A 25,958-nucleotide genomic window follows, 5' to 3' on the forward strand; every position below is an offset into this window, starting at 1 on the left:
CGATGGCGTCGGTGATCTGGGTGAGGAATCCGACGCCGCGGGGGCGGGCCCAGGCGTCGACGGTGGCCTGCAGTTCCCGGGCGCGGTCCACCTGGCCCCGCAACGCGGCCACCAGACCCAGATACGCCCGGGTGTGATGAGCGAGCAACAGGTATCCGTGCGTTGTCGTCAGATCGAGGCAATTCGACCCGGTGCGCTCGGCCTCGTCCCACTCACCTACCGTCATCTGGTCCAGCATGATCAGGTGCAGCGCGGTCATACTGTTGCGCACGAAGCCCGTCTCCGCCTCGTGGTCCACGGTGCGCTGCAGATGCGGCCGGTACTGGCTGAGCGTGTCCACGTGGTAGGCCGCGACGGACAGCCGGGTGACGTCCCAGGGTTCCATGTCCGCAACGCCTGCGAACTCACGCTCCACCCGCTCCCGTACACCGGCACCGTGCCGGACCACGTCGCCCCACGCGTCGCGGTAGATCAGAGAGCGCGACGGGGCCAGATCGCCCAGTGAGCCGAGCAACGCGCGGGTCTGCTCCCACTGGGCCGGGTCACCGGCGTACTGGTCGATCGCCAGCAGCAGGTTCACGAGCCGAGTGAGTACCTCGGACGGCTTGTGCGGTTCGTGGTCGCGCAGGTTCAGGATGGCTGCCGTCACCTGGCGGTGCGAGTGCCGCACGTCTCCGTCCTCGAACAGCGCCATATACGCCGACGTGACCACAGAGGCCGGAGACTCGTCCGTGCCCGATGTCCGGTCGGACCGGACGAGGTGCTGCGCCTGGTCGGAGAGTCCCGCATGTCCGGCGACAAAGGCCGCGTCGCCGAGCCTGCGGGACCGTTCCTCGCGACTCTCGCTGAGTTCCGCGGCACGGGTCAACCAGGCCACGGCGGCCACCGCGCCGCCCCGCCGGGTAGCGGACTCGGCCGCCGCCTCCAGCGCGGCCGCGACCTGCTCATCGGGGTCGACCGTCGAAGCCGCCAGGTGCGTGGCCCGCCGCTCGACGTCGTCGCGGTGCGTGTGGGCGAGGGCCGCGTGAGCCGCGCGCCGCTGGTTGGGCGTAGCCGTCTGCACCACGGTGGAACGCACCAGGGGGTGTCGGAAGACGAAGTCGCCGCTGAGCGGATCGATGTCCAGCAGACCACAGGCCACCGCCTCGTCGGCGTCGCGCATGCGGTAGCGCCCCAGACCGGGTGCGGGCGCCGTTCCGGGTGTCGCTCCGACACCGTCGAGCGCGCCGCGCAGTAGCTCCTCACGGACGTCGTCGCTGAGCGCTCTGACACGTGTGCCGTATGCGTGTTGGAGGCGCCGGGGCAGCGGCAGTGAGGCATCGTGCAGTCCGAGCACCCCGGCGGTCGCGAGTTCCGCAGGACCGACGCGGATGTGGGCGGGCAGTTCGAGCAGGGCCAGCGGGTTACCCCCAGCCTGGTCCAGCACCAGACGGCGGACAGATGCGTTCAGGTCCGGGTGGCGCCGGTCCAGAAGCTGCCGCGCGGCCCTGTCCGACAGGGCCCTGACCGGCAGCTCCGGCAGGGCGGAGGTGTCGAAGCCTGATGCGATGTCCGAGCGCAGCCCGACCACGAGCTTCACCGAGTTGCCGGCGAGCCGACGCCCCACGAACCCGATCACCGCGATGCTGGAGGCGTCCAGCCACTGACCGTCGTCGATGACCAGGAGCAATGGCTTCGCCGAGGAGGTCAGGGACAGCAGGCCAAGGACGGCGATGCCGAGCGACATCACCGACGGCGGCTTCCCGTCACTCCGACCGAAGGCGGTGGCGAACACGGTGCGGTGCACCTGGTCCAGACCCTCAACGGAGGGCAGCAGGGAGTGGAGCAACTGGTGCAGGCCGGCGAACGGGAGCCCGGACTCCGCCTCGACTCCGGCGGCCCGGATCACCGTGTGCCCTGCCTGCGCCGCCACTTGGGCGACATGGTCGAGCAGGGCGCTCTTGCCCACCCCCGTGTCCCCGTTGAGGACGAGCGCCTGCCCCTCAGCGGCCGTCACGAACGCGGACAGCCGCCCTCGTTCTCCGTCCCGGCCGATCATCGTCACGAGCGACTCCACGGCGTCCCACTCCCCTCACCACAGAACCAGCCACATGTGTGCACTCTCCGAGCCTATGTGTGCGGGGCCCCACTTTCTCGGTGAAGTCGGCTGGGGGCATAAGCTCCGCCAACTCCGGCGTCCCGGCCGCCGCTGGATCGGGGGAAGCACGGAGGCGCCGAATACCGATGGCGTGCAGATATGTTTCGATCACCAAATCGGACGCCTGCCCGGTGCTCAGGTGCGCCAGCCGAAGCGACGCCAGCTTCACGAGTCCGGGCAACAGCGGCCACGACCATCCGCGCGGCTTGTCCCGGCGGAGCAAGTCTTCGTCAGGGGTGCGGCGCAGCAAAGGCGTCGACCTTGTGGACGGAAGCGTCCCGGCGCCGTCCGATCGTGTCGTCGTCCGCATCGCCAACGACTCCGAGTACGGCCTCTCCCGCGGCGTCTGGTCCTCCGACGAGGCCCACGCCCTGGCGGTCGCCCGCCGCATCCGCACCGGCGCCACCACCGTCAACGGCGCATCCGTCGCCTTCGACGGCCCGTTCGGCGGTTCAAGGCCACCCTCTGACTCCCGGCCGGACGAGCACCCCGGTCCTCGCGCAGCACAGAACAACCGCCGACGCGGCAGGTGGCCCGACCACCTGCCGCTGGCGGCGCCATTTCGGCTGCCTACCGACGCCCCCGACCCAGGAGCTCAGAGCACCGCGTCGTCGGCAACCCCCGGAAGTCCGTGCTGAACGCGCTGGCCCCCTGCCACCTCGAACTCGGCCCGCAGCTGGTACAGCTCGACGCCGATGCGCCGCTGCCCGGCACGAGCCGGCTGGCCGACTCCAGGGTGTTGATGGCCTGATGGATCGCCTCGGCGGCGCGCTCCGGTCACCGGGGAACATCTCCGGGGTGGGGTTGCTCATCATGGCGGGCGTGCAGACCGATGGCGACCGCTTCCTGTGCTGGCCATCACCGCCGGCCTCGCCGGTCAGCAGGAAGGCCCCGCGGTGGATCACGGGGCCTTCGAGGTCTGGGACGTATGCCATGCGCCCTTGTGCCGGACGCTGAGTCCGGTCATGTAAACACGTGACTCTGCAGGATGTGCAATCATCCGCGCACAAGGATGTCCATGTGTGCCGGGTGTCTACAGTCCCAGGTCGAGAGCGAGGCACGAGTAGTACTTCCAGCCGCCCTCGGGGTCGTACGACGATGCGTTCACCCCGTCGGCCGGCGCGGCCTCGGCCTCTGTGGTCATGTCCTCGAAGCGTATGCGCTCGGGGAGACTGCCGAATCGCGCGTGTCGTACCGCCGCCTCGGCGGCTTCCGTGGTGAGCCCGTTGTTCATGGCCGTGCCCCACTTCGTCGATCGTGGATGGCGTCCTGGTTGTTGCCTTGGACGACTATCAGCATGCCGCCGCCTGCGTCACCTGTCAAGGCGGTGACGATTGCTGAGTGGGGCCGGTCATCCCATGGCGTCGACTTCCAGGACCGCGGCTGTGAAGGCGTCGGGCCGCTCCTGGGGGAGGTTGTGGCCGGCCCTCGGGACGACGTGGTGGTGCCAGGGCCCCGAGAAGTGGGCGGCGTAGCCGCTCCCGTCGGTCGGCGGGATGACGCCGTCGGCTTGTCCGTCCAGGGTGACGGCAGGAACGGTGATCTTCGGCTGCGCCAGCAACCGCTTCTCCAAGTCCGCGTAACGGGGATCGCCGGCGGCCGCGGTGAGGCGGTGCCGGTACCCGTGGATCACGACGTCGACGTAGTCCGGGTTGGTCCACAGTTCCGCCGCCTGCGCGAACTCGGCCTCGGTGAACTGCCATTCGGGCGAGTTGCGGTGCCAGACAACCCGCGCCAAGTCCTCCCGGTTGCGCTGAAGTCCCTTCCGCCCGCGCTCGGTGAGGAAGTAGAAGAAGTACCAGTAGCCCTCCTCGAGCGCGGGTGCCAGCGGCTCCTGAGCGACGGCGAGGTTCTGGATGAGGTAGCCGTTCACGGAGACCACGCCGGTGCAGCGCTCCGGCCACACTGCCGCGGCGACGTCACCGGCCCGCCCGCCCCAGTCGTATCCGGCGAAGAGGGCCCGGGGTAGACGCAGGGCGTCCATGAAGGCGATCAGGTCCGCGCCGAGCGCCGCCTGCTCGCCGGACCGGGGGGTGTCGTCACGGAGGAACCGGGTCTCTCCGTGGCCGCGCAGGTAGGGGATGTAGCAGCGATAGCCGCGCCGGGCGAGCGCGGGTGCCACCTCAGCGTAGGAGCCTACGGGGCTGAAGGGCCAGCCGTGGAGGAGGATCACCGGTGTGCCGTGGGCCGGTCCGACGTCGTGGTAGGCGATGTCGAGGACGTCGGCGCGGATGTGGCGAACCGGTCCCAGACCACGTGCAGTCCGGCCGGTCGGCGCCGTGTTCGTGCGTGCCGACGCCTGACTTGACCCGGTGAGACCGGCGGCTCCGGTCGCCGCTGCCGCCGTCATGGCCTGGGTCAGTCTCCGTCTGCTGATCATGTGATCTCCTCGTATTCGATTCGGAGTGCGTGAGACACATGTGCACACACTCTCCGCGCGTCACCGCTCTAACTGGTTACGAGGATCCTCATGTCGGGTGTCTCTGTCAAGGAACCGACGACGGAGGCGCTGTCACATGTGTCGACTCGCTGTGCTCTATGTGCTGCGATCGGACGGCACGCGCTGAAGCGGCGCTACGACGACGGGCCCCCGTTCCGGGATCGGAGCGAAGGCCCGTCGCTTGCGGGGTCAGCCGCCGATCCTGCGGAAGGTTTCAACGAGGTCGGCGACGAACGCCTCAGGGTTCTCGTAGTGGACGAAGTGGCCGCCCTTCATGTGGGCGTTGGTGTTGACCACGTTGAAAGAGCTGCGCGTGGGCCCGTTCTCGAAGGCGGCGATGCGCTCTTCGACGGTGTTGATGGCGGGCGGGTAGGCGTCACCGAGCAGGAAGGTGAAGCCGGCCGGCGGTTCGACGACGGGCTGGCGATCGTGGGAGGGCACCCACGGGTGGCGCTCCGCGTTGCGGTACATGCGGATCGAGGTGCCGATGGCCTGTGTCACCCAGAAGATGGTGGCCTGGGTGAGTATGAAGTCGCGGGGAAATGCCTCCTCGAAGTTGCCCCGCTTGTCGCTCCACTTCTTCCACCGCCGCAGCAGCCAGGCGAGCATTCCGATGGGGGAGTCGTTCAGACCATGGGTGAGAGTCGATCCGTCCAGCATGTGGACGGCGACGTGGGAGACATACGTGTTGACGAGGTTCTGCAAGCCCTCCCGCAGCTCCGGCGAGGCGTCCTCGGGGATCTTGTTGCCGTCGGTCAGATCCCAGAACCGCTCGTTGGCGAACTGGCCCGGAGGCATGTCGTGGCCGTAGTGCAGTCCGATGATGCTGTCGGCGTACTTGTGGCCGAGCGCACTCGTCACCAGAGCACCGTAGTCGGAACCCGCCGCCCCGTATCTCTCGTAGCTCAGCACTTCGGTCATGAGCTTGTGCAGGATGTCGGCGATCTTCCAGTAGTTCAGGTCGCCTCTGCCGACCGGGGTGGACCAGGCGAAGCCGGGCAGGTCCGGGATGATGACGTCGAACGAGATGGACGGGTCACCGCCATGGGCGGCCGGGTCCGTCAGCGGGCCGATGAGCGCGTAGCTGAACTCGCCGGGCCACGGCCATCCGGGACTGATGATGAGCGGGATCGGGTTGGGGCCCTTGCCGCGCTCGTACACGAAGTGCACGGGTGCGCCGTCGATTTCGACCTTGTGCTGGTTGTAGGAGTTCAGCCGCTTCTCCTGCGCACGCCAGGCGAAGCCGTCCGCCCAGTACTCCACGAGCGGTTTCAGGTATGCGGTGCTGATGCCGTAGTACTCCTCCTCGTTGTCCAGGTCGTCGAAGTAGCGGGTCTTCTTCAGGCGCTCCTTGAGGTCGTCGAGGACGTCCTGGGGGACGTCGATGTTGTACGGCTCAAGCGCGACGGGCTCGGGCTCGTTGCTGTTGCTCATGGCGATGCCTTCGTGTGTGAATGAAAGGGAGGTTGCTGCACGGAAGTCCGAAAGGGCCGCGGGAGCGGTCAGGCGGTGAAGTCCAGACGGATTCGGGTCTGCTTGAGCTCGGCGATGAGCCAGGAACCATCGACCCTGACGAAACGTGCGTGGTAATGACCGAAGCCGTGCATGCCCCTGAAGGGAATCGTTTCGGACACCCCGGCGTCCTCGGGCCGGTTGACGATGTCCTCCATCGCGAACACGCCGTGGGCGGTGGTCCCCGAGTCGACGTCGATCTCGTCGGAGAACAGGTGGTGGACCAGGGTGACACCGGGGCCGCCGCTGGAGCCGACCGTCTCGGCGATCTCGTCCCGGCCGTGCATACGCAGCCACACCGATCCGTCCGGCTTGTGCGGGGTGAAGGTTCCGTCAGGTGTGAACAGGTCCGCCAGGTCCTCCCAGCGCTGGTGATCCGCGTAACGGACGTAGCGGGCCATCAGACGGCGGAGTTCCTCGGTGATGCTGAGGCGCTCAATGGTTTCCATGATCGATCTTCCTTCTTCGAGTGACGTGTGGATCTCCGCGGCGCCGGCAGTTCCGTCTCCGACGGCATGTGTGTCCGCCGAGGGCCGGCGAGAACGTGCAGGTGATGCGAACATCGCCAAGGTGCCCCGCATCGTGCTCTTGGTCGGTGCGACCGTCAGTCGGTGCGTCCGCGGAAGGTGCGGCGCACGTCGTCGACCCAGGCATCGGGCACTTCCCAGAACACGAAGTGGCCTCCGTCCGGGTGCGCGGTGACGTTGACGTGGTTGAACCAGGGCGCCCGGGGGCTGCCCAGGAAGTCCTGGACCCGGTTCTCGGTGGTCACGCCCGGCGGGTTCTCGTAGCCGACCAAGGTGATGCCGGTGGGTGCCTGAACGGGCGGGGTGAGGTCGTGGGACGGGGTCCACGGGTAGCGGTTGGCGTTGGCGTACATCCGCATCGACGTGCTGATCGAGTTGGTTGCCCAGTAGATCGTCGCGTTGGTGAGGATGTCGTCCTTGCTGAAGACGTTCTCGACGTTGCCGTCGTTGTCGCTCCAGTTCGTCCACCGCTCGAGGATCCAGGCCAGCATGCCGGCCGGGGAATCGCTCAGCGCGTGGCCGAGGGTGCTGGAGTCCAGGACGTGCACGGCGACATGGGCGACGAAGCGTTTGTGGACGGAGAGGATCCCGGCCCGGATGTCCTCGGGCGTGCCCTCGGGAATGGTCCTGCCAGCGGTCAGATCCCAGGCCCGGTCGCCGTTGAACATGTTCAGCGGGATCGGTGAGCCGACGTGGATCGCGTACAGGGATTCGTAGTACTTGTGGCCGAGTTGGGCGGTCACCATGGAGCCGAGGTCGGAGCCGGTGGCCGCATACTTCTCATAGCCGAGGACCTCCGTCATCAGCTTGTGGAACAGGTCGGCGGCCTTCCAGAAGTTCATGTCCGGGTTGTCGGGCAGGGGCGTGGACCAGCCGAAGCCGGGCGTCGAGGGGACGATGACGTCGAACGCCTCGGCCGGGTCGCCGCCGTGGGCACCCGGATCGGCGAGTTTGTCGATGACCTTGGTGGCCATCGCGACCGTCCAGGGCCAGCCATGAAGGAGCAGCATCGGCTTCGGGTTGGGGCCGACACCGGCCCTGCGCATGAAGTGGATGGGCACGCCGTCGACTTCGACCTGGTATTGCTCGTACTGGTTGAGCCCGGCTTCTGCCTTGCGCCAGTCGTATCCGTCGATCCAGTAGTCGATCAGTTCTTTCAGGTACTGGCCGTCCACGCCGTAGTACCAGTCGCGATTGCCGGCGTCCACGGCGTAACGGGTGCGCTGCAGACGCTCCTTGAGGTCGACGAGCACCTCATCGGGGACGTGGATGGTGGTGGGGGCCAGGGGGAAGGGCCTGCTGGACATGTGGGGATCTCTCTCGGGGTGGTGAGGTGTGACCGGGACAGTGACGGGTCAGGGAACGATCTTCAGTCGCAGCCGGGTGAGCTCGCAGTCGGAGATGCGCCACTCGCCGTCGACCTTGCGATACGTGTCGTGGTAGTGGCCGAAGCCGTGCAGGAAGGAGAAAGGGGCCTCGGGATGGGCCTCGCGATCGTGGTAGATCCGGTCCTCCATGGCCCACACACCTTGAGCGGTTGTGTCCGAGGTGAATGTGACCTCGTGCGTGAACAGATGGTGGATGGGCTGGCCCGCCCCGACACGGTCGCCGATGGTCTTCGCGAATTCGCCCGCGGTGACTACGTTGGCGAGTGTGCCGTCGACGTTGCGGAATCGCATGACGGCGTCGTCGGTGAAGACTCCCACCATTTTTTCCCATTGCTTGGTGTCGGCGTACCGGACGTAGCGGGCCCTCAGTTCACGGATCTGGTCGAGGTCGGTATGTGTCGTGGCGAACATGTTCCGCCTTCCTTCGCCGAGATGTGTCTATTGCTAACAGATGTGTCTTGTCCACGTATCGGTCATATGACTGCCGGTGACACATGTGGAGGCAGGTTGAGCTTCGCCCGCTGCCTCAGGAACGGGTACCGGAGCGGCGCTTTGCGCGGTCTGGTCCGCGCCGATGTGCACACGGTGACCGAGATGAGCCCATTGGCGAGGGCAGGAAGCCGGAACAGCCAGGCGACACCCAGCGAGGAGACGATGGGGCCGGCGACCAGTACCCCGAGTGCCCCGCCGACGGAGCTGACGGCGGCGATCGTGCCGACCGCGGTGCCGACCTGGCGTCGGGGCACCAGGTCGAGTACCAGGCCGAAGGCCAGGGGCAGTGTGGCACCGCCGGCGCCCTGAAGGACGCGTGCGAGGACGAGCACGCGGCGCTTGCCGACCTGGTCACCGACTCGTCCCAGCACGGGTGTCAGGACGGCACTCGAGAGCAGGAAGCCGGTGAGCACCCATCCCACTCCGAGCCGGCTCGTGTGGACGTGATCGCGCAGCGCCTCCAGACCGGGATTCACCACGGACTGGACCAGGGCGTACGAGACCGAGGCGACCGACAGCAGCGCCAGCGAGGCCTGCGCCCCTCCCGCGCGGAAGGGGCGCGTCCGGGTCGCGGGGCCGGGGGAGCGCCCCGAGGCAGGATTGGATGACATGGTCCAATCTTGACTCGTCAAAACAGGACCGTCAAGTCCAATCTTGCGTCCAGGCCTACGCTGTGCCCGCGGTCACAGGCCGCAACGGACTGATCGCCGCGGTCAGGGCCGCGTCGAGATAGTCCGTACGCCCCGTCCCCTGAAGCATGACCACACCGCCCTGTACGGCCGCCAGGATGCTCCGCGCCCGTCGCCGCACGGCTTCCTCCTCGTCGGACGTGACTGCCTCCACGCCGCGCACGAGAGCCGCCTCCCATTCGTCGTAGAGGGCGGTGACGATCGAGCGGGCCTGGGGCGAGGACTTGCCCAGTTCGGTGGTGAGGCTACCGAGGGGGCACTTCTGCCCCAGTTCCGTGTAGTGGTCGAGAACTGCCTGCCGCCACCCCTGCCAGGACTCCCACGTGGAGAGATCGCTGAGATACGGCTGCTGCGCCTCGAGGACCTGTCCCGCCTCGTACTCGGCCACGGCCGCGAGGATGTCGGACCTGCCCTCGGGAAAGTAGTGGAACAGCTGACTCTTGCTGGTGGCCGTGGCTGCCCGCAGGTCGTCGAGCGTCGTCTCGGCCGCTCCTTTGTCCCTGGTCAGCATCGCGGCAGCGACGATGATGCGCTGTCGGGTAGCCCTGCCCTTGGCGGTCATTCCCTTGTTCATCTCACCATCATCCCACTTCTTTGGACCTTTCGGTCCATCCCTCCTCGCAGGGGAGTCCACGCGCATACCTCGGTCGCACCTTCCCGTGGCAAACGTGAACTTCTTCCGGCGCTCGACACGTGTTCGGTGTGAAAACAGCTCATGTGAACGGGAAGGTAGCCATGCAGCGTTCCTCAAGGACATGGCAGCCGGCGGCTCCGGAACGCCAACTGACGGCACCGCGGCCACCGCGATCGCGAACCTCTGGCACGACGGGGGCGAGGCGATGACGACGCTGGCCGAAGCGATCGGACAGACACTCGCCGAGGAAGGCGTACGGCATGCCTTCGGCGTCGTGGCCAACGGCAACGTCCTCGCCGTCGCCGGTCTCACCCGCCACGGCGTGCGGTACTTGTCCGCACGTCACGAGGGCGGCGCGATCACCATGGCGGACGCCTACTACCGGACCAGCGGCGAGGTCGCCGTGTGCACCACGGGCAGCGGTCCAGGGCTCACCAACACCGCCACGGGCCTGGCCGACGCGGTCAAACACCGCAGTGGTGTGCTGCTCCTGTGCGGCGACACGCCCTCGACGGGGCCGCGCAGGATCGACATCGACCAGAAGGCCTTCCTGGACTCCCTCGGCGTACCCGTGGTGCGGCTGACCGATCTCGCCACGGCGCGCACCGACACGCTGCGGGCGCTGCGGCTGGCGCGCGGCGAGCAGCGGCCCGTGGCGCTGTGCCTGCCGCACGACCTGATCACGGCCAAGGTCACCGAGGAAGTGCCGGCTGAGCGGCTGCCGGAGCGACCCCGCCGGAAGGCGGCGGACGCCACCGGGACGGCCGCGGTGCTGGACGCACTGGCCACCGCGAAACGGCCCCTCGTCCTGGGTGGGCTGGGCGCCTGGCGCTCGGGAGCCGCCAAGGTCGTCACCGAACTGGGAGACCGGCTCGGCGCGCTCTACGCGACCAGCGCCATGGCCGGCGGCCTCTTCGCCGGCAATCCCTGGTCGCTGGGTGTGTGCGGCGGGTTCGCCTCGCCGCGCGCCGCCGAGTTGATCGGCCAGGCCGACGTGGTGCTCGTCTTCGGGGCGAGCCTCGACCAGTGGACGCTGGCCGATGGCGGGCTGCTCGCCCCCGAGGCGGTGCTCGTGCAGGTGGACACCGCACCTGCCCCGACCACCGACCGCGTCGACCTCCTCGTCACCGGCGACGCCACCGACGCGGCCGCGGCCCTGCTCGACGGTGTCCGGGCGCGCGGCCTTTCCCGGTCCACCTGGCGCGACGACGTCACCTACCGGATCACGAGCCTTGGCTGGGACCAGGAGCGCTTCGAGGAGGCGCGCACGGACGGCCGGATCGATCCGCGTACGCTGACCCTCGGCCTGGCCGGGCTGCTGCCCGAGGCACGCACACTCGTCACCGACGGCGGCCACTTCGTGGGCTGGCCGGCCATGTACTGGTCGGTTCCCGACCCGGCCGGCTACGTCTTCACCGGGGCCGCCTTCCAGAGCATCGGCCTCGGCTTCGCGGGCGCGGTCGGCGCGGCCGTGGGCCGACCGGACCGAACGACCGTGGTCGCCCTGGGCGACGGCGGCGCGCTCATGGGCCTGCCCGAACTGGAGACCCTGGTGCGCACCGGACGCTCGGCGCTCGTGGTGATCTACGACGACGGCGGCTACGGCATGGAGGTCGTCCTGTTCGGCGACCGCGGCGCCGACCCCGGCTCCATGCTCTTCGGCGATACCGACTTCGCCGGGACGGCCTGTGCGCTCGGCGCCCGGAGCGCCACGGTGCGCTCAGCGGACGACCTCGCCGTGGTCCGTGACTGGCAGGCCCAGGGAGCCGAAGGCGTCCTGGTGCTCGACTGCAAGGTCGTACCCGGGGTTGTGGCCGACTGCTTCGCCGGGCTCACCACGCTCATCAGCGGCCGGCCGGTCAACCGTCCGTAACACGGAGAAAGGGCCTTCACGCGGCGGGGTGTACCTGGGTGCCACCGTCGGTCGTCGTGCTCTGGGGGCTCAGGGCGTGGAGCAACGCCGTACTGGCACGGTTCAGGGGGACGTCGATCCCGTGGGCCTCGGCGTTCCTGACCACGGCCCCGTTGAGCGCTTCCCATTCCAGCGCGTTGCCCGCGAGCCGGTCGTACAGCATCGACGTGCCGTTTCCCTCGCTGAACTCACGCATGAACGCCAGCGTATGCTCCACGTCGGCCTCGGTGAGCTCGGCCCCGACCGCGACGGCCACCGCGAGCGTCTCGCGCATGAGGCCCGCGGCGAGCTCGAGAATCATGGAGTCCTGCATCACTTCCATCCGGCGCAGGGTGAGAGCCGTCAGAGGGTTCACCGCGGCGTTGAGCATGAGTTTGCGCCAGGCGGCCGTGGTCAGATCTGTCTGCGGACGTACGTTCATCCCGCTGCCGCGGAACAGCCGCACCAGTCGGTCGGCCTCGGGCCCGGCCGGGACGTCGATGCTGTTGCCGTAGCCGAGACGGATCCGCCCCGGTGCCTGACGCTCGGCCTGGATGTACACCAATGACGGCAGGACAGTCGTTCCGGGAACCAGGCCGGGTACGCCGTCGGCCTGGTCGACGCCGTTCTGCAGTACGACGACGGTGGTGTCCTGGTCGCACAGCGCGGCAAGCCAGCGGGCGGTGCCGACGGTGTCGAAGGACTTCACCGCCAGCAGTACCCACTCCACCGGCTTCACATCGTGGAGATCGGTGACCACGCGTACGGGCACGCGCTCCTCGCCGCCGGAGGTCTGTATCACCAGCTCGTCGAACGGGGTCCTCACACACAGCGAGACGTCGTGTCCGGCCTTGTGCATGGCCCACGCGAACACACCTCCTACCGCTCCCGCGCCGATCACGGCCACGGACTGGCGGGCACGGCTCTCTGCAGACGTCATGGGCTTCTCCAGGTCTCACAACACCGATGCCGGGCCGCATCGGTGTCTGGGTCACGTACCGATAGCAATACGGATCTGTCATCTCAATTGGTTCACCGGATCAAGTCACACTCGAACCAGCCGACGCGTCACACGTGTCGATGGAAGGTATTTGATTCATGCTACATGTATATGCATAATGGGCTTATGCATGAGCGAGTTACGGAGACCGATGCCCCGGTCGAGGACCTGATCATCGCCGTCGAGCGGATGGTCCGCCACATGCGCCACTACTCCGTCGCCGGCGGCCTCAGTACGGCCGCCTCGTCGGCGCTCGGCAGGCTGATCCGGGAGGGGACGTGCCGCCTGACCGACCTCGCACGGTCCGAGGCGGTCTCCCAGCCCAACATGACCCAGCTCGTGACTCGTATGGAGCGCGCGGGCCTGGTGCGCCGCGTCGCCGACCACAACGACGGTCGGGCCGTACTGGTGGAGGTCACCGACACCGGCCTGGAAGTGTTCCGGCAGCGGCGCGCGGAGCGGGCACACGCGCTGCACCTGCTCATCGAGGAGTTGTCCGAGCCCGAACGGCAGGCGGTGCGCATCGCCCTGCCCGCCCTCGCCCGGGCCATCGAGGACCACCAGGCCCCCAGCTGACTCCGCCCCGCGTGCACGCCCCGTCCTCCTCAACCGTCCTGCAACGTTGGAGACAAACGCACATGACTGCACCGCATGGAAGGGCTGCCAGCCCGTTCAGGCAGCCCAAGGCTGTCTGGGCCGTGGCGTTCGCCTGCGTGATCTCGTTCATGGGTATCGGCCTGGTCGACCCGATCCTGCCCGCCCTGGCCGAGAACCTCCACGCCACACCGAGCCAGGTCTCCCTGCTGTTCAGCAGCTACCTGATCGTGACCGCGGTGGCGATGCTGTTCGTCGGCTGGTTCTCCAGCCGCTTCGGCGCCAAGCGCACCCTCGTCATAGGCCTTGCGGTCATCGTCGTGTTCTCGGCCCTGGCCGGCACGTCCGGCTCGATCAACGGCATCGTCGGCTTCCGGGCCGGCTGGGGCCTAGGCAACGCGCTGTTCATCGCGACCTCGCTGGCCGTCATCGTGGCCTCCGCGAGCGGTGGCTTCAGCGGCGCGATCATCCTCTACGAGGCCGCGCTCGGCCTGGGGATCGCCGTCGGCCCGCTGCTCGGCGGCGAGTTGGGCGGCATCAGCTGGCGCGGCCCGTTCTTCGGCGTGGCAGTCCTCATGGCGATCGCCCTGGCCGCCACCGCGCTGTTCGTCCCCAGCCTGCCCAAGCCGAAACAGCGCACCTCACCGCTCGACCCGCTGAAGGCACTGCGCCACCGCGGTCTGCTGACCATGGGCATCATGGCTCTGCTGTACAACTGGGGTTTCTTCACCATGCTCGGATACGCCCCCTACCCCATGGCGCTCAGTGCCCACGAACTCGGCCTGGTCTTCACCGGCTGGGGCCTGCTGGTGGCCGCGTTCAGTGTGTTCTTCGCCCCGCGCCTCCAGGCCCGCTTCGGCACCGCCCCCGTGCTCTACGCCAACCTGCTCGGCATGGGCGTCGTGATGGCGGTGATCGGCGCGGGCGTCGACAGTCCGACGACGGTGATCGTCGCGGTCGTCGTCAGCGGCGTGTTCCTCGGGATCAACAACACCCTCACCACCCAGGCCGTCATGCTCGTGTCCCCCGTCGAGCGCTCGGTCGCCTCGTCCGCGTACGGCTTCGTGCGCTTCATCGGTGGCGGCCTCGCCCCGTACGCTGCCGGGAAAATCGCCGACGCGACCGACCTGAGCGTGCCGTTCTACGTCGGCGCCGCGACGTTCGTCCTCGCCATTCCGGTGCTCGCCAGCAGCCACGGTCTGCTGCGCCATGCCGAGGAGAGCGCAGGTGAGGGCGAGCCGATCGCGCCGTCGTTCGCCCCTGTCGGCGATACGGCCACCGCTGGCACCGCGCCGGTCGTCGTCGCCGTAGGAGCCCACGACAGCGCCTCCGCTGTCGTCGACGCTGCGGCCGCGCTCACCCGTGACACCGGCAGCCCGCTGGAGGTCGTACATGTTCGGCAGATCGCGGTGGTTGAGGAGCAGGCCGTGCGGACCGAGAGCGACGAGCAGGCGCGTGCCGCTGTCGTCGCCCATCTCGACCGGCTCGCCGCGCAGGGCGTCACGGCCACGGGTCAGGTCCTGAACGGCGTCGGCGACCACGCCGCCGCCGGCCGCGCGCTGGCCCGGCACGCCGCGGACGTCCAGGCCCGCCTCGTCGCGGTGGGCCGGTCGCCGCGCGGCCACGTCGCCCAGTTCACGGACGGCAGTTTCACCGCCGCCCTCACCCATGCAGCCACCTGCACGGTCGTTCTCGTCGACCCTGACAGCGAACCGCGGCACCTCACCAAGGACAGCCTCGCGCAACTGCGTGACAGCGCGGCCTGACGCGTCCCGACCGGCACGGACTGTCGGGCGCACCATGCCCTGCGCTCGACAGTCCGCGCCGGTCGGAGGGTCGCGAGAGATGCTCATACCGGTCGGCCGCCGGTGTTCAGAACTCCAGCACCATCCGGCCCCGAATCCCGCGGGTGTCCAGCAGCCGGTGTGCCGTGGCGGCCTCCTCCGCGGGCAGGGTCCGGGCGACCCGCAGGGTAAGTTCCCCCTTCTCGACCTGGGAGCGCAGCCGGTCGAGGTGCGCCACATCGTCGAGATACTGCGTGAATACAGCCGTGTGGCTGCGGATGGAACGCTGCCGCAGGCTCGCGGAATCGACGCCGCCGACGGTGCTGGAGAAGGATCCGCCTTCCCGTACGGCCAGGGCCGCCGCCGCTCCGACGCCGGTGGTGTCCACGAGGCCGTACACGCCGTCGGGCACGGCCTGGAGGATGCTGCGGCCGACGTCGCCGCTCCAGCCCACCACCAGGTCGGCGCCCAGGTCGCGGACGAGTTCCTCGTCGGCCGGCGCGGCGACCGCGATGACGGTGAGGCCCTCGGCCTTGGCCAGCTGCACCACGTATCCGCCGACCGCTCCGGCGCCGCCCGTGACCGCGACTGTCTGTCCCGGCGCGAGGCCGACGAGGTCCAGGGCGAGGCGGGCGGTCAGCCCGTTCATCGGCAGGGTCGCCGCCTGACTGTGGCTGCTGCCCGTGGGCGCGAGGGCGACCCGCTGCGCGGGGAGCGCGAGGTACTGGGCGTAGGCGCCGCCGGTCGACTCATTGGGTACGACCACCGCCATCACCCGGTCTCCGACGCGCAGGCCGGTGACCGTCCCCGGGCCGATCTCGTCGACGACGCCGGCCGCCTCCGCGCCCAGGACGTAAGGGGGCCGCACCGCGCTGACATCGGCGAAGCCGTTGCGCAGGTAACGGTCGCCTGGGTTGACCGTCGCCGCGTGCACACGTACACGCACCTGGCCCGGACCGGCGTGGGGCTCCGGCAGGTCGAACACGGCGAGTGCCTCGGGACCTCCGAACCGGGACACACCTACTGCTTTCATGGTTCCCTCCACGGACAGGGGATAAGGACATGACGTGGGTCTCCTCACATGTGTGAGGGATATCGACTCTGCGGCGGGACTTCACCTACTGAGCGCACGGCCCGCGGAAAGTGCCGAGCCCGCCCTCCCCGCTGATCCCCGCCCGCCGAGGACCACGTGGTCCTCGGCGGACGGACCTGCCCGGCCTGTCAGGCTTGAGCGGTTTCCCCTGCCGGGCGCAGGCCACGACGCAGAACAGCGAGCTGTTCGGCGACCATTCGTCGGCTCACCTCGGCCTGCGGGGCCATCTGACTTGTGCCGTGCCAAATGCCCGGGTAGAAGTGCAGCTCGGTCTGCACACCGTCCGCGATCAGCCGGTGGGCGAAGGCCAGGTCCTCGTCGCGCAGCGGATCGAACTCACCGACGAGGATGAAGGCGGGCGGCAGACCCGCGAGGCTCTCGGCACGCGCCGGCGCCGCGTACGGGCTGACGCCCTCCCCGCCGCGGATGCCCTTGCCGCCGAGGTAGAAGTCCCAGGCCACCTCGGCGTTGGACCGCTTCCATCCGGGAGTGTCCGTGAACTCCCTCATGGAAGGGGTGTCCATACGGTCGTCCAGCGCCGGAATGCTCAGATACTGCATGCGCAGGGCGGGACCGCTGTGATCACGTGCGTACAGCGCGACGCCGGCGGCCAGGCCCGCGCCGGCGCTCTCCCCGGCGATCGCGACGCGTTCCGGATCCACTCCCAGCTCGTCCGCGTGCTCGACCAGCCAGGTCAGGGCGGCGTACGAGTCGTTGAGAGCGGCCGGGAACGGGTGCTCCGGAGCGAGCCGGTAGTTCACCGACAGCACCACGGCGCCGACTTCGGCCGCGATCCGTCTCGTCTCGGTGTCGAAGGCGTCGATGCTGCCGATCACGAATCCGCCGCCGTGCATGTACACGATGCCGGGAAGGAGCCCGTCACGGTCGGCCGGCTTGTAGAGACGTACTTCGACCTCGGGGTCCCCCTGCCTGCCCGGTACGGTGAAGTCACGGGTGTCGACGGCGACTGGGGGCTTGTACGTCCCGAACTCCATGATCGCGGCCTCCGCCTTGCGCAGCGCTGCCACGTCGCTGAAGTCCACATCGGGAAAGTGTGGGACCAAAGGGGCGATCTCGGGATCGTAGCGATAGGTCATCTTGGACCTCCGTGAGAAGTGGTTTTCACCAGTGTGTGCGACTGGCCCAGAAACGTCTTCAGTCATCCGACGGTCATACATGTGGCTAACGTGGACCAGGGCATGAGCACACATGTGGAACATGTCACATGTTCCGTGGGTTGTGATACTCAGCGGCCGGACGCCAGGGTGGGCGATACGGGAATACGTGTGTAAAGCATCGGAAGATGGATAAATGTCATCACGAGAGAGCAGCGGGTCTATGAGTGACAACGGCAACGGCCGTTCCCTGGAGCGGTATTCGATCAACGTTCCGCAGGATGTCCTGGACGACTTGCGGACCCGTCTGAGGGCGACGCGTTTCGACGCGGACCTGGACAACGAGACCGGCTACTACGGTCTGAGCACGGAGTACATCAGGCCGCTGGTGGAGTACTGGGCGGACGGGTTCGACTGGCGTGCCCAGGAACAGCGGATGAACTCCCACAATCAGCACCGGGTCGAGATCGACGGCACGCCCGTGCACTTCATCTATGTGCGGGGCAAGGGATCGAACCGTCTGCCGGTTCTCCTGCACCACGGCTGGCCCTGGACGCCCGACTTCAACAGCAAGCTGATCGGGCCGCTGACGGACCCGGCCGCATATGGCGGTGACCCGGCCGACGCCTTCGACCTCGTCGTGCCGTCGCTGCCCGGCTTCGCGTGGTCCACCCCGGTCGGCAGGGGAGACCTCAACTACTGGAAGATCGCCGACATCATGCACAAGCTCATGACCGAGGTCCTGGGCTTCGAGAAGTACGGCGCCATCGGCTCCGACTACGGCGCGTTGGTCACCAGTCAGCTGGGCCACAAGTACGCCGATCACGTGGTCGGTGTGCATTACGGCGGCGAGCTCGTCCCGGGCTTCTTCCAGTCCGACAAGTACTGGGACGTGACCGAGGGGTTCAAGATCCCCGAGGAGGCCACGGAGCGGTTCCGCGAGGACTGGCTGTACTTCGAGGCGACCCGGGCCGGCCACGTCGCCACCCACATGCTGGAGACGCAGGTCGTCACCCACGCGCTGAACGACTCGCCCGTCGGGATGCTCGCCTGGCTGCTGAAGCGCTGGAAGGAGTGGAGCGACCGCTGGGGTGACTTCGACGAGGTGTTCCCCCGCGACTTCATCCTCACCCAGGCCACCACCTACTGGGTCACCCAGTCGATCGGCTCGTCCATCCGCATGTACAAGAACTCACTGCGCTATCCGTGGAAGCCCGAGCACGACCGGCAGCCGCAGATCGAGCCGCCGGCCGGGCTCACGTATCTGCTGGGCGACGCCTACCCGCCGGACGTCCGCACCGCCGAGGAGCGTATCGCCGCCTTCGAGAACGGTCCCACCAGGGCATGGCTCAATCCGATCAACATCAAGGTGCACGAGAAGGGCGGCCACTTCGTCGCCTGGGAGAACGCCGAGGCCTTCACGGGAGACATTCGGGAGACCTTCCGCAAGGTCCGATGACCCATCCTGGCCCGGCCCACGGCGGGACTCCCGACGCGGGCCGGACCGTGGCTGCCCTCAGGGCTGCCGTGACGTTTTCGCGCCGACGTCCTGCAGATCAGCACCTCGTATGCCGACGCGGCCATCAGGCCGGGACCGCCGTCTGAAAGGCACTGGCGGCCCCGGAAACCATGTCTCCACTATTCATACGTGTTAGCGTAACTCGGTATATGTGTGTCCCCTCCAGCAGCAGGCTCAGCCTGTCGGAGAGAAGTATGTATGCCATCGCGCCGTCCGTGGCTGCCGACTCCCCTCGGCGGCCACGGCTTCACACGCGTCCGGTGCGCACAGGGCCGTGCTCCTCAGCGGCCGGCGTCGAACGGCGGCAGCTCGGCGGCGTTGCCGGCCTGCATGCCGTCGAACGCCAGGCTGAGGTAGCGCCGCCACAGCTGCGGATGAGAGGAGCGCAGGGGAGCGGCGGTCTGATACACGCCGCTGACCAGCAGCATGACGTCCTGACCGGTGATCTCGGGGCGAATGGCACCCTGTCGGCGGGCCCGCTCGGTCAGTGCGTCGGCGATGGCCTGGAGCCGCTCTGTCCCGGCTCGAACGGCCGGCTGGTCGTGCGCGATCCCGGTCGAGACCTCACAGAAGGCCCGGTCGCTGGCCTGGACTTCGAGAATCGCGGTCATGAAGTCACGCAGCGCCTCGCCGGCGTCGGCGGCCAGCTTGAGCCGTTCACCGGTGTCGACGAGTGTGTCGATGTTCTCGCAGACGATGGCGGCGACCAGGTCCTCCTTCGTCGCGTAGTGGCGGAACACGGTGCCTTTGGCAATCCCGGCCCGTTCGGCGATCTGCGCGATGGAGACGTTGGTCCCCTGTTCGGCGAAGGCCGACGCGGCCGCTTCGAGCAGCAGTTTCCGTGAGCGCACGGCATCGCTGCGCAGCGGCCGGTCGGCCATGGGGTTCGTCATCTCGCTCTCCTCTCCGTATGGGAACCGTACACCAAGGTGACCGCGCGGTCAGCTTTGCGTATGCTGAAGATGACCAGCCGGTCATCTTCCCTTCGGGTTACCGGAGTGGCCCGATCCGGATGTCGGAATAACTTGACCGCACGGTCATCTTATGGTCTACAGTGAAAATGACCGGGCGGTCAGGTAAGTCCTCATCGTCTCGGTAACTCATCGGGGCTGCTCATCCGCGGCCCTTCAACCTCGCGCGGCCGACCGTTCCCCGGCAGCCGTACATCAACGTCAGGAGAGACCCGTCATGGGCGATCGTCTGCAGGGCAAGACCGCACTCATCACCGGTTCCACCAGCAACATCGGCCGCGGGGTGGCCGTCGCGTACGGCAGGGAGGGCGCACACGTCGTCGTCTCCGGCCGTGACGCCGAGCGAGGTGCCGAGGTCGTGGAGAAGATCCGTGCCGACGGTGGCCGCGCCGACTTCGTCGCCGCCGCCCTGGATGGCTCGGCCGCCGCTTCCCTGGCCCTCGCCGACGCCGCCCTCACCGCTCTCGGTGGCCGGGTCGACATCCTGGTCAACAACGCCGGCATCTTCCCGGCCAACGGAACGCTGGACACCGACGAGGAGACCTTCGACCGCATCTTCGCCGTCAACGTGAAGGCGCCGTTCTTCCTTACCGCCCAACTCGCACCCCACATGGCGGAGGCGGGCGGCGGTGCGGTGATCAATCTCGGTTCCTGGGCCGTCCGGCAGGGTCTTCCCCTGGGTGTCGCCTACACCGCGTCCAAGGGCGCGTTGGAGGCTCTGACCCGCTCCTGGTCCGCCGAGTTCGCCGACCGCGGGATCCGGGTCAACGCCATCTCTCCCGGCGTCGTCCTCACCCCCGACCCCGACGAGACCGGCCCGAACCCCGCCGAGGCGATGATGAAGGGCACCCCACACGGCAGCACCGGCACCCCGGAGGCCATCGGCCAGGCGGCCGTCTACCTGGGCAGTGACGAGTCCGCGTTCGTGCACGGCACCGTGCTCGACGTGGACGGCGGCAGGACCGCGGTCGCCGTCATCGCAGGCTGACCGGCCCGGCAGCCCCGGCACCCACAGTGCTGGGCAGCGGGCCGACGCCGAGCGACACCCCATCACACGTATCTACCGAACATGGAGATCTTCATCATGTCTGTCACCGACAACGACACACTGGTCCGCGACTTCGTGGACACCTTTAACACACAGAACGCCGATGCGCTCGCCCCGTTCTTGGCCGACGACGTCGTCTTCACCGCCTATGGCGACTCGCCGGTCGAGGGCCGTGACGCGGTCATCGCCCTGTGGAAGGGCGTCTTCGCGAACTTCGCTCAGATCAAGTTCGAGACCGTGCACCAGGCGGTGAACGGTGACGTCGTCATCGCCGAGCAGATCCACGGGCTCGCCCTGCCCGGGGGCAAGCTCGCCCCGGTGATGAACATGGCGGTCTACGAGCTCCGCGACGGCAGGATCACGGCCTGGCGCGACTACACCAACCCCGCCTACGCCTCCACCCTGCTGCAGGCCTGAGCTGACCACTTCACCGAAGAAGGAGGTGTGCACCATGCGCGCTGTAGTAGTGGAAGAGCTGGGTGGACCGGAAGCACTCCGGCTGAAGGAATGGCCCGACCCCGAGCCCGGGCCGGGGGAACTGGTGGTGGAAGTCGACTTCTCCGGTATCAACTTCATGGACACCGGCACTCGTGCCGGATTCTCGGTGCCCGGCAACCCGCCCTTCGTCCCCGGGGTCGAGGGGGCCGGCCGGGTCACCGCCATCGGTGAGGGCGTCAGCGGTTTCGCGATCGGTGATCGGGTGGCCTGGGCGTTCGTTTACGGCAGCTACGCCGAGCGGATCGCGGTCCCCGCCGCCCAGGCCGTCCCGGTCCCGGACGACATCCCCAGCGACGTCGCCGCCGCGACGATGATGCAGGGACTCACCGCGCACCACTTCGTCACCGAGTCGGCACCTCTGACCGACGGTGAGACCGCGCTCGTGCACTCCGCCGCCGGCGGTGTGGGGCGCATCGTCACCCAGTTGCTCAAGCTGCGTGGCGCACGGGTGATCGGTCTGGTCTCGCGCGAGGAGAAGGTCCAGGCCGCGAAGGCGGCGGGCGCGGATGAGGTCCTCGTCTCCTCGGGTGGTGACTTCGTGGACCGGGTCAGGGACCTGACCAACGGCGAGGGCGTGCACGCGGTCTTCGACGGCGGCGGCGCCACCACGTTCTGGCCCTCGATCGGGGTGCTGCGCCGGGTCGGGACCCTGGTCTACTACGGCCCGCTGCTCGGCGACATTCCCACGGTGCGGCTGTTCGACCTGCCCAAGAGCATCAGGGTCACCTACGCCGTCTTCGCGGACCACATCCACAACCGAGAGCTGTTGCTCAGGCACGCCGGAGACCTGTTCGACAAGATCCGAGAGGGCAAGCTGCGCATCGACATCACCGAGCGCTACCCGCTGGGCGCCGCCGAGCAGGCACACACCGACATCGAATCTCGGCGCACCTCCGGCAAGCTCCTGCTCGACCCGCGCCTCTGAACGGGCCACGGACACACCGGGCAGCTCCGCACAACGGAGCGACGATCCCCCGGCCTCCTCAGACGGCGGCCAGCGCCTCGGTCGGCGGCAGTCCGGAGGCCCGTACGGCGGGGTACAGGCCCGCGGCCATGCCGACGGTCACCGCCCCGAGGACGCCAGCGACGAGTGCGAGGGGCGGGAACACCACGGGCCAGGACTGGGACACGGCGTACCCCGCCGTCGCCGCCGCTCCGAGTACCGTTCCGGCGCAGCCGCCCAGCGCGGACAGGGCCACTGACTCCGCCAGGAATTGCCCCCTGATCTGGCCGCGACTGGCACCCAGTGCCCGGCGCAGACCGATCTCGCGGCGTCGTTCCAGCACTGAGACGACCATGGTGTTGGCCACGCCGACGCCGCCGATGAGGAGGGCGACGCCCGCGAGTCCGAGAAGGAGGACCGACAGTGTCTGCTCGGTGGCGCGCTTGGCAGCCAGGGCGTCCGAGGGACGGCTGACCTGGACCAGGCCCGGCAGTTGGGGGTGGACGGTGGCGGGCAGCACGTCGCGCACCGCCTCGATCTGCGACTCGCGGGCCGTGACGTAGACGACGGTGGGGTGGCCGTCGAAGCCGAGCTGGTCGCGGGCCGCGTCCCAGCCGACCAGGACGGCGGTGTCGAGGTCGGGGGCGAGCGGCAGGGGCTCGAGGATGCCGATGACGGTGAACCAGTCGCCGCCGATGTAGACCTGGGCGGACTCCTGGCCGGGGCGCACGCGGTCGAAACCGAGGCGGGAAGCGGCGCGAAAGCCCAGGACCACGGTCGGGAACCGTGCCGTGGTCGGGGAGAGGAACGCCCCTGAGCGGACCGTCCCGTGGACCGCCCCGAGCAGATTGGTGCGAGCGGCCAGGACACTGATACCGGATGCGTCGGCTGGGTCGGCGCGATCGGAACGCAGGACGGTCTTGTGGGTGTTGGCCACGGCGCTCGCGTTGGTCACCGGGCCGATGCGGGCGGCCATGGCGTCCGCGGTGGCGGGGAGGACCACCGGGGGATCGCTGTCCACCTGCGGGGCGACGCGCAGCATGTTGGTGCCGAGCGCGGACAACTCGTTCATCAGGGCTTGCTGGCTGGAGGCGGGTATGGCGGTCACGACGACGAGGGTCGCGATGCCGATGGAGATGCCCAGCGCGGACAGCGCGGCTCGCGGGCCCCGGGTCCGGATGCCGAGCAGACCGAGCCGGAGGATGTCCGTGAACGCCAGCCGGACCGGGCGCGGCCCGTGGTCTCTCGCCGTGCGTGTCATGCGGCGCTCACCTCGCGTACGTCGGTCGTGATGCGGCCGTCGCGCAGTTCCACCCTGCGGGGCAGACGGGTCGCGATGTCGCGGTCGTGGGTGATGACGGCGATGGTCGTGCCCTGTGCGTTGAGTTCGACGAGGAGATCCAGGACGGCCTCCCCGTTGGCAGCGTCCAGCGCACCTGTCGGCTCGTCGGCCAGCACCAGTGCGGGCTGGTTGACCAAGGCCCGGGCGATGGCGACCCGTTGGCGCTCGCCCCCGGACAGTTGCTGGGGAAGGTGCGAGTGGCGGTGTTCCAGGCCCACCCTGGCCAGCGCTTCCCTCGCGAGTGGCCGTCGTCTGCGGCGGGGGACACCCGCGTACAGCAGGCCGGTGGCGACGTTCTCCGTGGCGTCCAGCCCGTCGGTGAGGTGGAAGTGCTGGAAGACGAAGCCCAGTAGCCGCGCCCGCAGTGCCGAGAGGTGGCGGTCGCCCATGGTGTGCACGTCCTGCCCCCCGACGCGGACGGTGCCGGTCGTCGGCCGGTCCAGGGTGCCCATGATGTGCAGCAGGGTCGACTTGCCGGATCCGGACGGGCCGACGATGGCGACGAGTTCGCCCTCGTCGACGCGGAGCGACACCTGGTCCAGCGCGGTGACGCCACCGGGGTGGCGCTTGGTGACGTCGTCGACGACGAGGACGGGGTCCGCGGGGCGGGCGGCGGCAGCCGGAGTCGTGGCAGGAGCGTTCACGAGGCCGTCACCACCTTGCTGCCGTCGGTCAGTCCCTTGCCGCTGACCTCGACCAGACCGCCCGCGAACATACCCGTCGTCACCGCGATGAGAGTGCCGTCCGGGCGTTGCAGGGCGTATCCGCCCTCTCGCAGGGCGACCAACGCGCTCACCGGGACGGCGAGGACACCCTTGCGTGTGGTCGTGTCGAACCTGACCTGCACCGCTGCCGCGTCCAGGTGTCGTACGTCCGCCGCCCGGTCAGGTACGACGGTCACGTCGATGGTGGCTGGTCCGGTCTGTTGCGCGGCGTCCTGTGCGGTGCCGCCCTGGACAGTGCGGCCGAGCGTCGTGACCGTGCCGCGGATCGTTCTGCCGTCGGGCAGGGTGACCTCCGCCTTGTCGCCGGACTTGATGGTCCCCACGGCGGTGGCCTCCACCGGCACGGTGACGGACTTGACGGTCGAGGTGTAAGTGAGCAGCGCGGCGTCGGCCGCGTCGCCGGGTTGTGCCTCGACCGTGTCGACGCGCACCGGGCCGGGCAGGACGACGGCACGGCCGGGAGCGAGGGTGCCGGTGGCGTCCTGCCCGGTGTCGTGCTGCCACCGCTTGAGCGCCGCGGCGAGGGCGGGGGTGAACTCCTCGCCTTCGCCGGGGCCTCCGGCGGTGACGGCGGAGCCGGTGTCGTAGCCGAGTGCCCGGAGGTTGTCCGCGAGCACGCTCACGTCGTTGCCGCGCACGCCTGTCTTGGCCAGGGTGCGGAAGAACGGCGTGTCACCGAAGAAGACGGGGACGGGGCGGTCGTCGATTCGGTACAGGGACTTCTCCCTGGACGCGCGGGCACCCGGCTTCGGCACTTGGGTGACGATGCCCTGGCCCGTGCCCTTCAGGACGTGCGATCTGCCGAAGCCGAGCGTGCCCGGCAGCGTGCGGCTGTCGGCGAGGTCGGTCCTCGTGACCGTGGCCGTCCGCACCCGGAGGGGGGCCGTGGCCTTGCTGTCCCGGCCCGCATGTGTGTGGCTCCACACCACTGTGCCGGCGCCCGTGGCGCTGACGACCAGCAGGGTGCTCAGCGCGACGGCGACCCTACTGCGCCTTGCCACTGAACGCCTCCAAGGTGCAGCTCTTCTCGACCCTGCTCTGCTGCGCGGCGGTCAGCGTGGAGTTGCCGTTGTACGTCCAGCCGGAGTTGTCGGGCAGCGCGATGACCTTGAGCCCTTTACGGTTCAGGCATTTCACGTACGCCCGGTAGTCGTCGTCGTAGTGCGGATTCCTTGTCCGGTCCAACTCGGGTGGCTGCAGCGCCAGTTTGCCGGCGCAAGCCTTTTGGGCGGCCTTGGCCGTGGGGCTCTGGTCCGTGTCGTCGATGGAGTCCGGGCCGCGTACCGGGAGCATCTTGTGCCCGTGGTCCTTCAGACACGTGGCGTAGATGTGCCAGTAGTGGTTCCGCTCCTCCTCCGAGCTGTCGAGACGCAGCTGGGGGCGGCCGTCGTCGGCGGAGGGCGCGGCGCTCGCACTCGCCTTGCCGGCTGGGGCATCGCTCTGCAAGGAGGCCACGTCCCGCTGCGTCGAGCCGTTGCCGTCGGAGCCGCCCGAACCGCCGCAGCCGGTGAGCAGGAGGGCACCTGACAGGAGGACGACCGCGCCGAGCACGCGGCTCCGGCGGGGAATCTCGAGGTAGGTCATGAACGCCATGGTCTGCGCCGTGCGTCGGGAAG

Annotated in this window: 24 protein-coding genes and 1 pseudogene; 8 read left to right on the forward strand and 17 right to left on the reverse strand. The window is 68.8% G+C overall.

Annotated elements, in window-relative coordinates:
* Positions 1-2,038 (reverse strand): AAA family ATPase (locus ACTWQO_RS41595; RefSeq protein WP_443242615.1); only part of this gene is annotated, 2,038 nt, incomplete at its 3' end.
* Positions 2,039-2,439: 401 nt separating this feature from the next.
* On the opposite strand from ACTWQO_RS41595, the pseudogene ACTWQO_RS41600 reads away from it, so the two are divergent.
* Positions 2,440-2,589 (forward strand): annotated as a pseudogene (locus tag ACTWQO_RS41600) (aldehyde dehydrogenase family protein); the annotation flags it as partial.
* A 581-nt stretch (positions 2,590-3,170) separates the two neighbouring features.
* On the opposite strand, the gene ACTWQO_RS41605 reads toward ACTWQO_RS41600, so the two are convergent.
* The 8 genes from ACTWQO_RS41605 to ACTWQO_RS41640 all read right to left on the reverse strand — a co-directional run bounded on the left by ACTWQO_RS41605 (position 3,171) and on the right by ACTWQO_RS41640 (position 9,759).
* On the reverse strand, positions 3,171-3,371 hold the full coding sequence (locus ACTWQO_RS41605) for a hypothetical protein (protein WP_443242571.1): 201 nt from the start codon (positions 3,369-3,371) through the stop codon (positions 3,171-3,173).
* 117 nt (positions 3,372-3,488) lie between these two features.
* Positions 3,489-4,517 carry an alpha/beta fold hydrolase gene (locus tag ACTWQO_RS41610; protein WP_443242572.1) on the reverse strand — a complete coding sequence of 343 codons (1,029 nt, stop codon included), beginning with the start codon at positions 4,515-4,517 and terminating at the stop codon, positions 3,489-3,491.
* Positions 4,518-4,766: 249 nt separating this feature from the next.
* Positions 4,767-6,011 carry an epoxide hydrolase family protein gene (locus ACTWQO_RS41615; protein ID WP_443242573.1) on the reverse strand — a complete coding sequence of 415 codons (1,245 nt, stop codon included), beginning with the start codon at positions 6,009-6,011 and terminating at the stop codon, positions 4,767-4,769.
* A 68-nt stretch (positions 6,012-6,079) separates the two neighbouring features.
* Positions 6,080-6,538, reverse strand: a complete 459-nt coding sequence (locus ACTWQO_RS41620) for a nuclear transport factor 2 family protein (RefSeq protein ID WP_443242574.1) — start codon at positions 6,536-6,538, stop codon at positions 6,080-6,082.
* Positions 6,539-6,693: 155 nt separating this feature from the next.
* Positions 6,694-7,923 carry an epoxide hydrolase family protein gene (locus ACTWQO_RS41625; RefSeq protein ID WP_443242575.1) on the reverse strand — a complete coding sequence of 410 codons (1,230 nt, stop codon included), beginning with the start codon at positions 7,921-7,923 and terminating at the stop codon, positions 6,694-6,696.
* A 48-nt stretch (positions 7,924-7,971) separates the two neighbouring features.
* A complete protein-coding gene (locus ACTWQO_RS41630) occupies positions 7,972-8,415 on the reverse strand; it encodes a nuclear transport factor 2 family protein (RefSeq protein ID WP_443242576.1) in 444 nt (147 codons plus the stop codon).
* Between the two features lie 62 nt (positions 8,416-8,477).
* Positions 8,478-9,107 carry an MFS transporter gene (locus ACTWQO_RS41635; protein ID WP_443242577.1) on the reverse strand — a complete coding sequence of 210 codons (630 nt, stop codon included), beginning with the start codon at positions 9,105-9,107 and terminating at the stop codon, positions 8,478-8,480.
* Between the two features lie 55 nt (positions 9,108-9,162).
* A complete protein-coding gene (locus ACTWQO_RS41640) occupies positions 9,163-9,759 on the reverse strand; it encodes a TetR/AcrR family transcriptional regulator (protein ID WP_443242578.1) in 597 nt (198 codons plus the stop codon).
* A 181-nt stretch (positions 9,760-9,940) separates the two neighbouring features.
* Here ACTWQO_RS41640 and ACTWQO_RS41645 point away from each other — a divergent pair, with 181 nt between their 5' ends.
* Positions 9,941-11,692 (forward strand): thiamine pyrophosphate-binding protein, encoded by a 1,752-nt coding sequence (locus tag ACTWQO_RS41645; protein WP_443242579.1) that lies wholly within the window; start codon positions 9,941-9,943, stop codon positions 11,690-11,692.
* A 16-nt stretch (positions 11,693-11,708) separates the two neighbouring features.
* On the opposite strand, the gene ACTWQO_RS41650 is transcribed toward ACTWQO_RS41645, so the two are convergent.
* Entirely contained in the window at positions 11,709-12,650 is a 942-nt protein-coding gene (locus tag ACTWQO_RS41650) for a 2-dehydropantoate 2-reductase (protein WP_443242580.1), read from the reverse strand.
* Positions 12,651-12,836: 186 nt separating this feature from the next.
* Between ACTWQO_RS41650 and ACTWQO_RS41655 the strand changes: the two genes are divergently transcribed.
* Both ACTWQO_RS41655 and ACTWQO_RS41660 read left to right on the forward strand, forming a co-directional pair.
* Positions 12,837-13,286 carry a MarR family winged helix-turn-helix transcriptional regulator gene (locus tag ACTWQO_RS41655; RefSeq protein ID WP_443242581.1) on the forward strand — a complete coding sequence of 150 codons (450 nt, stop codon included), beginning with the start codon at positions 12,837-12,839 and terminating at the stop codon, positions 13,284-13,286.
* A 62-nt stretch (positions 13,287-13,348) separates the two neighbouring features.
* Positions 13,349-15,070: an MFS transporter gene (locus ACTWQO_RS41660; protein WP_443242582.1), complete on the forward strand. Its 1,722-nt coding sequence runs from the start codon at positions 13,349-13,351 to the stop codon at positions 15,068-15,070.
* Between the two features lie 106 nt (positions 15,071-15,176).
* Here the strand turns inward: ACTWQO_RS41660 and ACTWQO_RS41665 are convergent, their stop codons facing one another.
* Together ACTWQO_RS41665 and ACTWQO_RS41670 are read right to left on the reverse strand one after the other, a co-directional pair.
* The gene (locus ACTWQO_RS41665) at positions 15,177-16,121 is read right to left on the reverse strand and encodes an NADP-dependent oxidoreductase (RefSeq protein ID WP_443242583.1); all 945 of its coding nucleotides are present in this window, start codon (positions 16,119-16,121) and stop codon (positions 15,177-15,179) included.
* A gap of 188 nt (positions 16,122-16,309) precedes the next feature.
* A complete protein-coding gene (locus tag ACTWQO_RS41670) occupies positions 16,310-17,278 on the reverse strand; it encodes an alpha/beta hydrolase (RefSeq protein WP_443242584.1) in 969 nt (322 codons plus the stop codon).
* A gap of 241 nt (positions 17,279-17,519) precedes the next feature.
* Between ACTWQO_RS41670 and ACTWQO_RS41675 the strand changes: the two genes are divergently transcribed.
* Complete coding sequence (locus ACTWQO_RS41675; protein WP_443242585.1) at positions 17,520-18,755, forward strand: epoxide hydrolase family protein; 1,236 nt, start codon at positions 17,520-17,522, stop codon at positions 18,753-18,755.
* Positions 18,756-19,096: 341 nt separating this feature from the next.
* Here the strand turns inward: ACTWQO_RS41675 and ACTWQO_RS41680 are convergent, their stop codons facing one another.
* A complete protein-coding gene (locus ACTWQO_RS41680) occupies positions 19,097-19,708 on the reverse strand; it encodes a TetR/AcrR family transcriptional regulator (RefSeq protein WP_443242586.1) in 612 nt (203 codons plus the stop codon).
* Positions 19,709-20,003: 295 nt separating this feature from the next.
* On the opposite strand from ACTWQO_RS41680, the gene ACTWQO_RS41685 reads away from it, so the two are divergent.
* The 3 genes from ACTWQO_RS41685 (at position 20,004) to ACTWQO_RS41695 (ending at position 22,257) form a co-directional block, all read left to right on the forward strand.
* Entirely contained in the window at positions 20,004-20,774 is a 771-nt protein-coding gene (locus ACTWQO_RS41685) for an SDR family NAD(P)-dependent oxidoreductase (protein ID WP_443242587.1), read from the forward strand.
* 96 nt (positions 20,775-20,870) lie between these two features.
* Positions 20,871-21,251 (forward strand): nuclear transport factor 2 family protein, encoded by a 381-nt coding sequence (locus ACTWQO_RS41690; RefSeq protein ID WP_443242588.1) that lies wholly within the window; start codon positions 20,871-20,873, stop codon positions 21,249-21,251.
* Between the two features lie 34 nt (positions 21,252-21,285).
* Positions 21,286-22,257, forward strand: a complete 972-nt coding sequence (locus ACTWQO_RS41695; protein ID WP_443242589.1) for a quinone oxidoreductase family protein — start codon at positions 21,286-21,288, stop codon at positions 22,255-22,257.
* Positions 22,258-22,315: 58 nt separating this feature from the next.
* Here ACTWQO_RS41695 and ACTWQO_RS41700 read toward each other — a convergent pair whose 3' ends face one another.
* From ACTWQO_RS41700 to ACTWQO_RS41715, 4 genes are read right to left on the reverse strand one after another with little or no spacing between them, the layout of a single operon-like run.
* Positions 22,316-23,536 carry an ABC transporter permease gene (locus ACTWQO_RS41700; RefSeq protein ID WP_443242590.1) on the reverse strand — a complete coding sequence of 407 codons (1,221 nt, stop codon included), beginning with the start codon at positions 23,534-23,536 and terminating at the stop codon, positions 22,316-22,318.
* The gene (locus tag ACTWQO_RS41705; protein WP_443242591.1) at positions 23,533-24,261 is read right to left on the reverse strand and encodes an ABC transporter ATP-binding protein; all 729 of its coding nucleotides are present in this window, start codon (positions 24,259-24,261) and stop codon (positions 23,533-23,535) included. Before ACTWQO_RS41705 ends, ACTWQO_RS41700 begins: the two co-directional genes overlap by 4 nt.
* Positions 24,258-25,343, reverse strand: coding sequence for a hypothetical protein (locus ACTWQO_RS41710; RefSeq protein ID WP_443242592.1), 1,086 nt, complete (start codon positions 25,341-25,343; stop codon positions 24,258-24,260). The genes ACTWQO_RS41705 and ACTWQO_RS41710 overlap by 4 nt, the downstream gene beginning before the upstream one ends.
* Entirely contained in the window at positions 25,327-25,926 is a 600-nt protein-coding gene (locus tag ACTWQO_RS41715; protein WP_443242593.1) for a hypothetical protein, read from the reverse strand. Before ACTWQO_RS41715 ends, ACTWQO_RS41710 begins: the two co-directional genes overlap by 17 nt.
* Positions 25,927-25,958 lie beyond the last annotated feature (32 nt).

The sequence above is a fragment of the Streptomyces sp. 4N124 genome (assembly GCF_052245395.1).
Classification (GTDB): domain Bacteria; phylum Actinomycetota; class Actinomycetes; order Streptomycetales; family Streptomycetaceae; genus Streptomyces.

Coding starts and splice junctions, on each gene's coding strand:
- ACTWQO_RS41605 (WP_443242571.1), bottom strand. CDS start 3,371: ATGAACAACGGGCTCACCACGGAAGCCGCCGAGGCGGCGGTACGACAC.
- ACTWQO_RS41610 (WP_443242572.1), bottom strand. CDS start 4,517: ATGATCAGCAGACGGAGACTGACCCAGGCCATGACGGCGGCAGCGGCG.
- ACTWQO_RS41615 (WP_443242573.1), bottom strand. CDS start 6,011: ATGAGCAACAGCAACGAGCCCGAGCCCGTCGCGCTTGAGCCGTACAAC.
- ACTWQO_RS41620 (WP_443242574.1), bottom strand. CDS start 6,538: ATGGAAACCATTGAGCGCCTCAGCATCACCGAGGAACTCCGCCGTCTG.
- ACTWQO_RS41625 (WP_443242575.1), bottom strand. CDS start 7,923: ATGTCCAGCAGGCCCTTCCCCCTGGCCCCCACCACCATCCACGTCCCC.
- ACTWQO_RS41630 (WP_443242576.1), bottom strand. CDS start 8,415: ATGTTCGCCACGACACATACCGACCTCGACCAGATCCGTGAACTGAGG.
- ACTWQO_RS41635 (WP_443242577.1), bottom strand. CDS start 9,107: ATGTCATCCAATCCTGCCTCGGGGCGCTCCCCCGGCCCCGCGACCCGG.
- ACTWQO_RS41640 (WP_443242578.1), bottom strand. CDS start 9,759: ATGAACAAGGGAATGACCGCCAAGGGCAGGGCTACCCGACAGCGCATC.
- ACTWQO_RS41645 (WP_443242579.1), top strand. CDS start 9,941: ATGGCAGCCGGCGGCTCCGGAACGCCAACTGACGGCACCGCGGCCACC.
- ACTWQO_RS41650 (WP_443242580.1), bottom strand. CDS start 12,650: ATGACGTCTGCAGAGAGCCGTGCCCGCCAGTCCGTGGCCGTGATCGGC.
- ACTWQO_RS41655 (WP_443242581.1), top strand. CDS start 12,837: ATGCATGAGCGAGTTACGGAGACCGATGCCCCGGTCGAGGACCTGATC.
- ACTWQO_RS41660 (WP_443242582.1), top strand. CDS start 13,349: ATGACTGCACCGCATGGAAGGGCTGCCAGCCCGTTCAGGCAGCCCAAG.
- ACTWQO_RS41665 (WP_443242583.1), bottom strand. CDS start 16,121: ATGAAAGCAGTAGGTGTGTCCCGGTTCGGAGGTCCCGAGGCACTCGCC.
- ACTWQO_RS41670 (WP_443242584.1), bottom strand. CDS start 17,278: ATGACCTATCGCTACGATCCCGAGATCGCCCCTTTGGTCCCACACTTT.
- ACTWQO_RS41675 (WP_443242585.1), top strand. CDS start 17,520: ATGAGTGACAACGGCAACGGCCGTTCCCTGGAGCGGTATTCGATCAAC.
- ACTWQO_RS41680 (WP_443242586.1), bottom strand. CDS start 19,708: ATGACGAACCCCATGGCCGACCGGCCGCTGCGCAGCGATGCCGTGCGC.
- ACTWQO_RS41685 (WP_443242587.1), top strand. CDS start 20,004: ATGGGCGATCGTCTGCAGGGCAAGACCGCACTCATCACCGGTTCCACC.
- ACTWQO_RS41690 (WP_443242588.1), top strand. CDS start 20,871: ATGTCTGTCACCGACAACGACACACTGGTCCGCGACTTCGTGGACACC.
- ACTWQO_RS41695 (WP_443242589.1), top strand. CDS start 21,286: ATGCGCGCTGTAGTAGTGGAAGAGCTGGGTGGACCGGAAGCACTCCGG.
- ACTWQO_RS41700 (WP_443242590.1), bottom strand. CDS start 23,536: ATGACACGCACGGCGAGAGACCACGGGCCGCGCCCGGTCCGGCTGGCG.
- ACTWQO_RS41715 (WP_443242593.1), bottom strand. CDS start 25,926: ATGACCTACCTCGAGATTCCCCGCCGGAGCCGCGTGCTCGGCGCGGTC.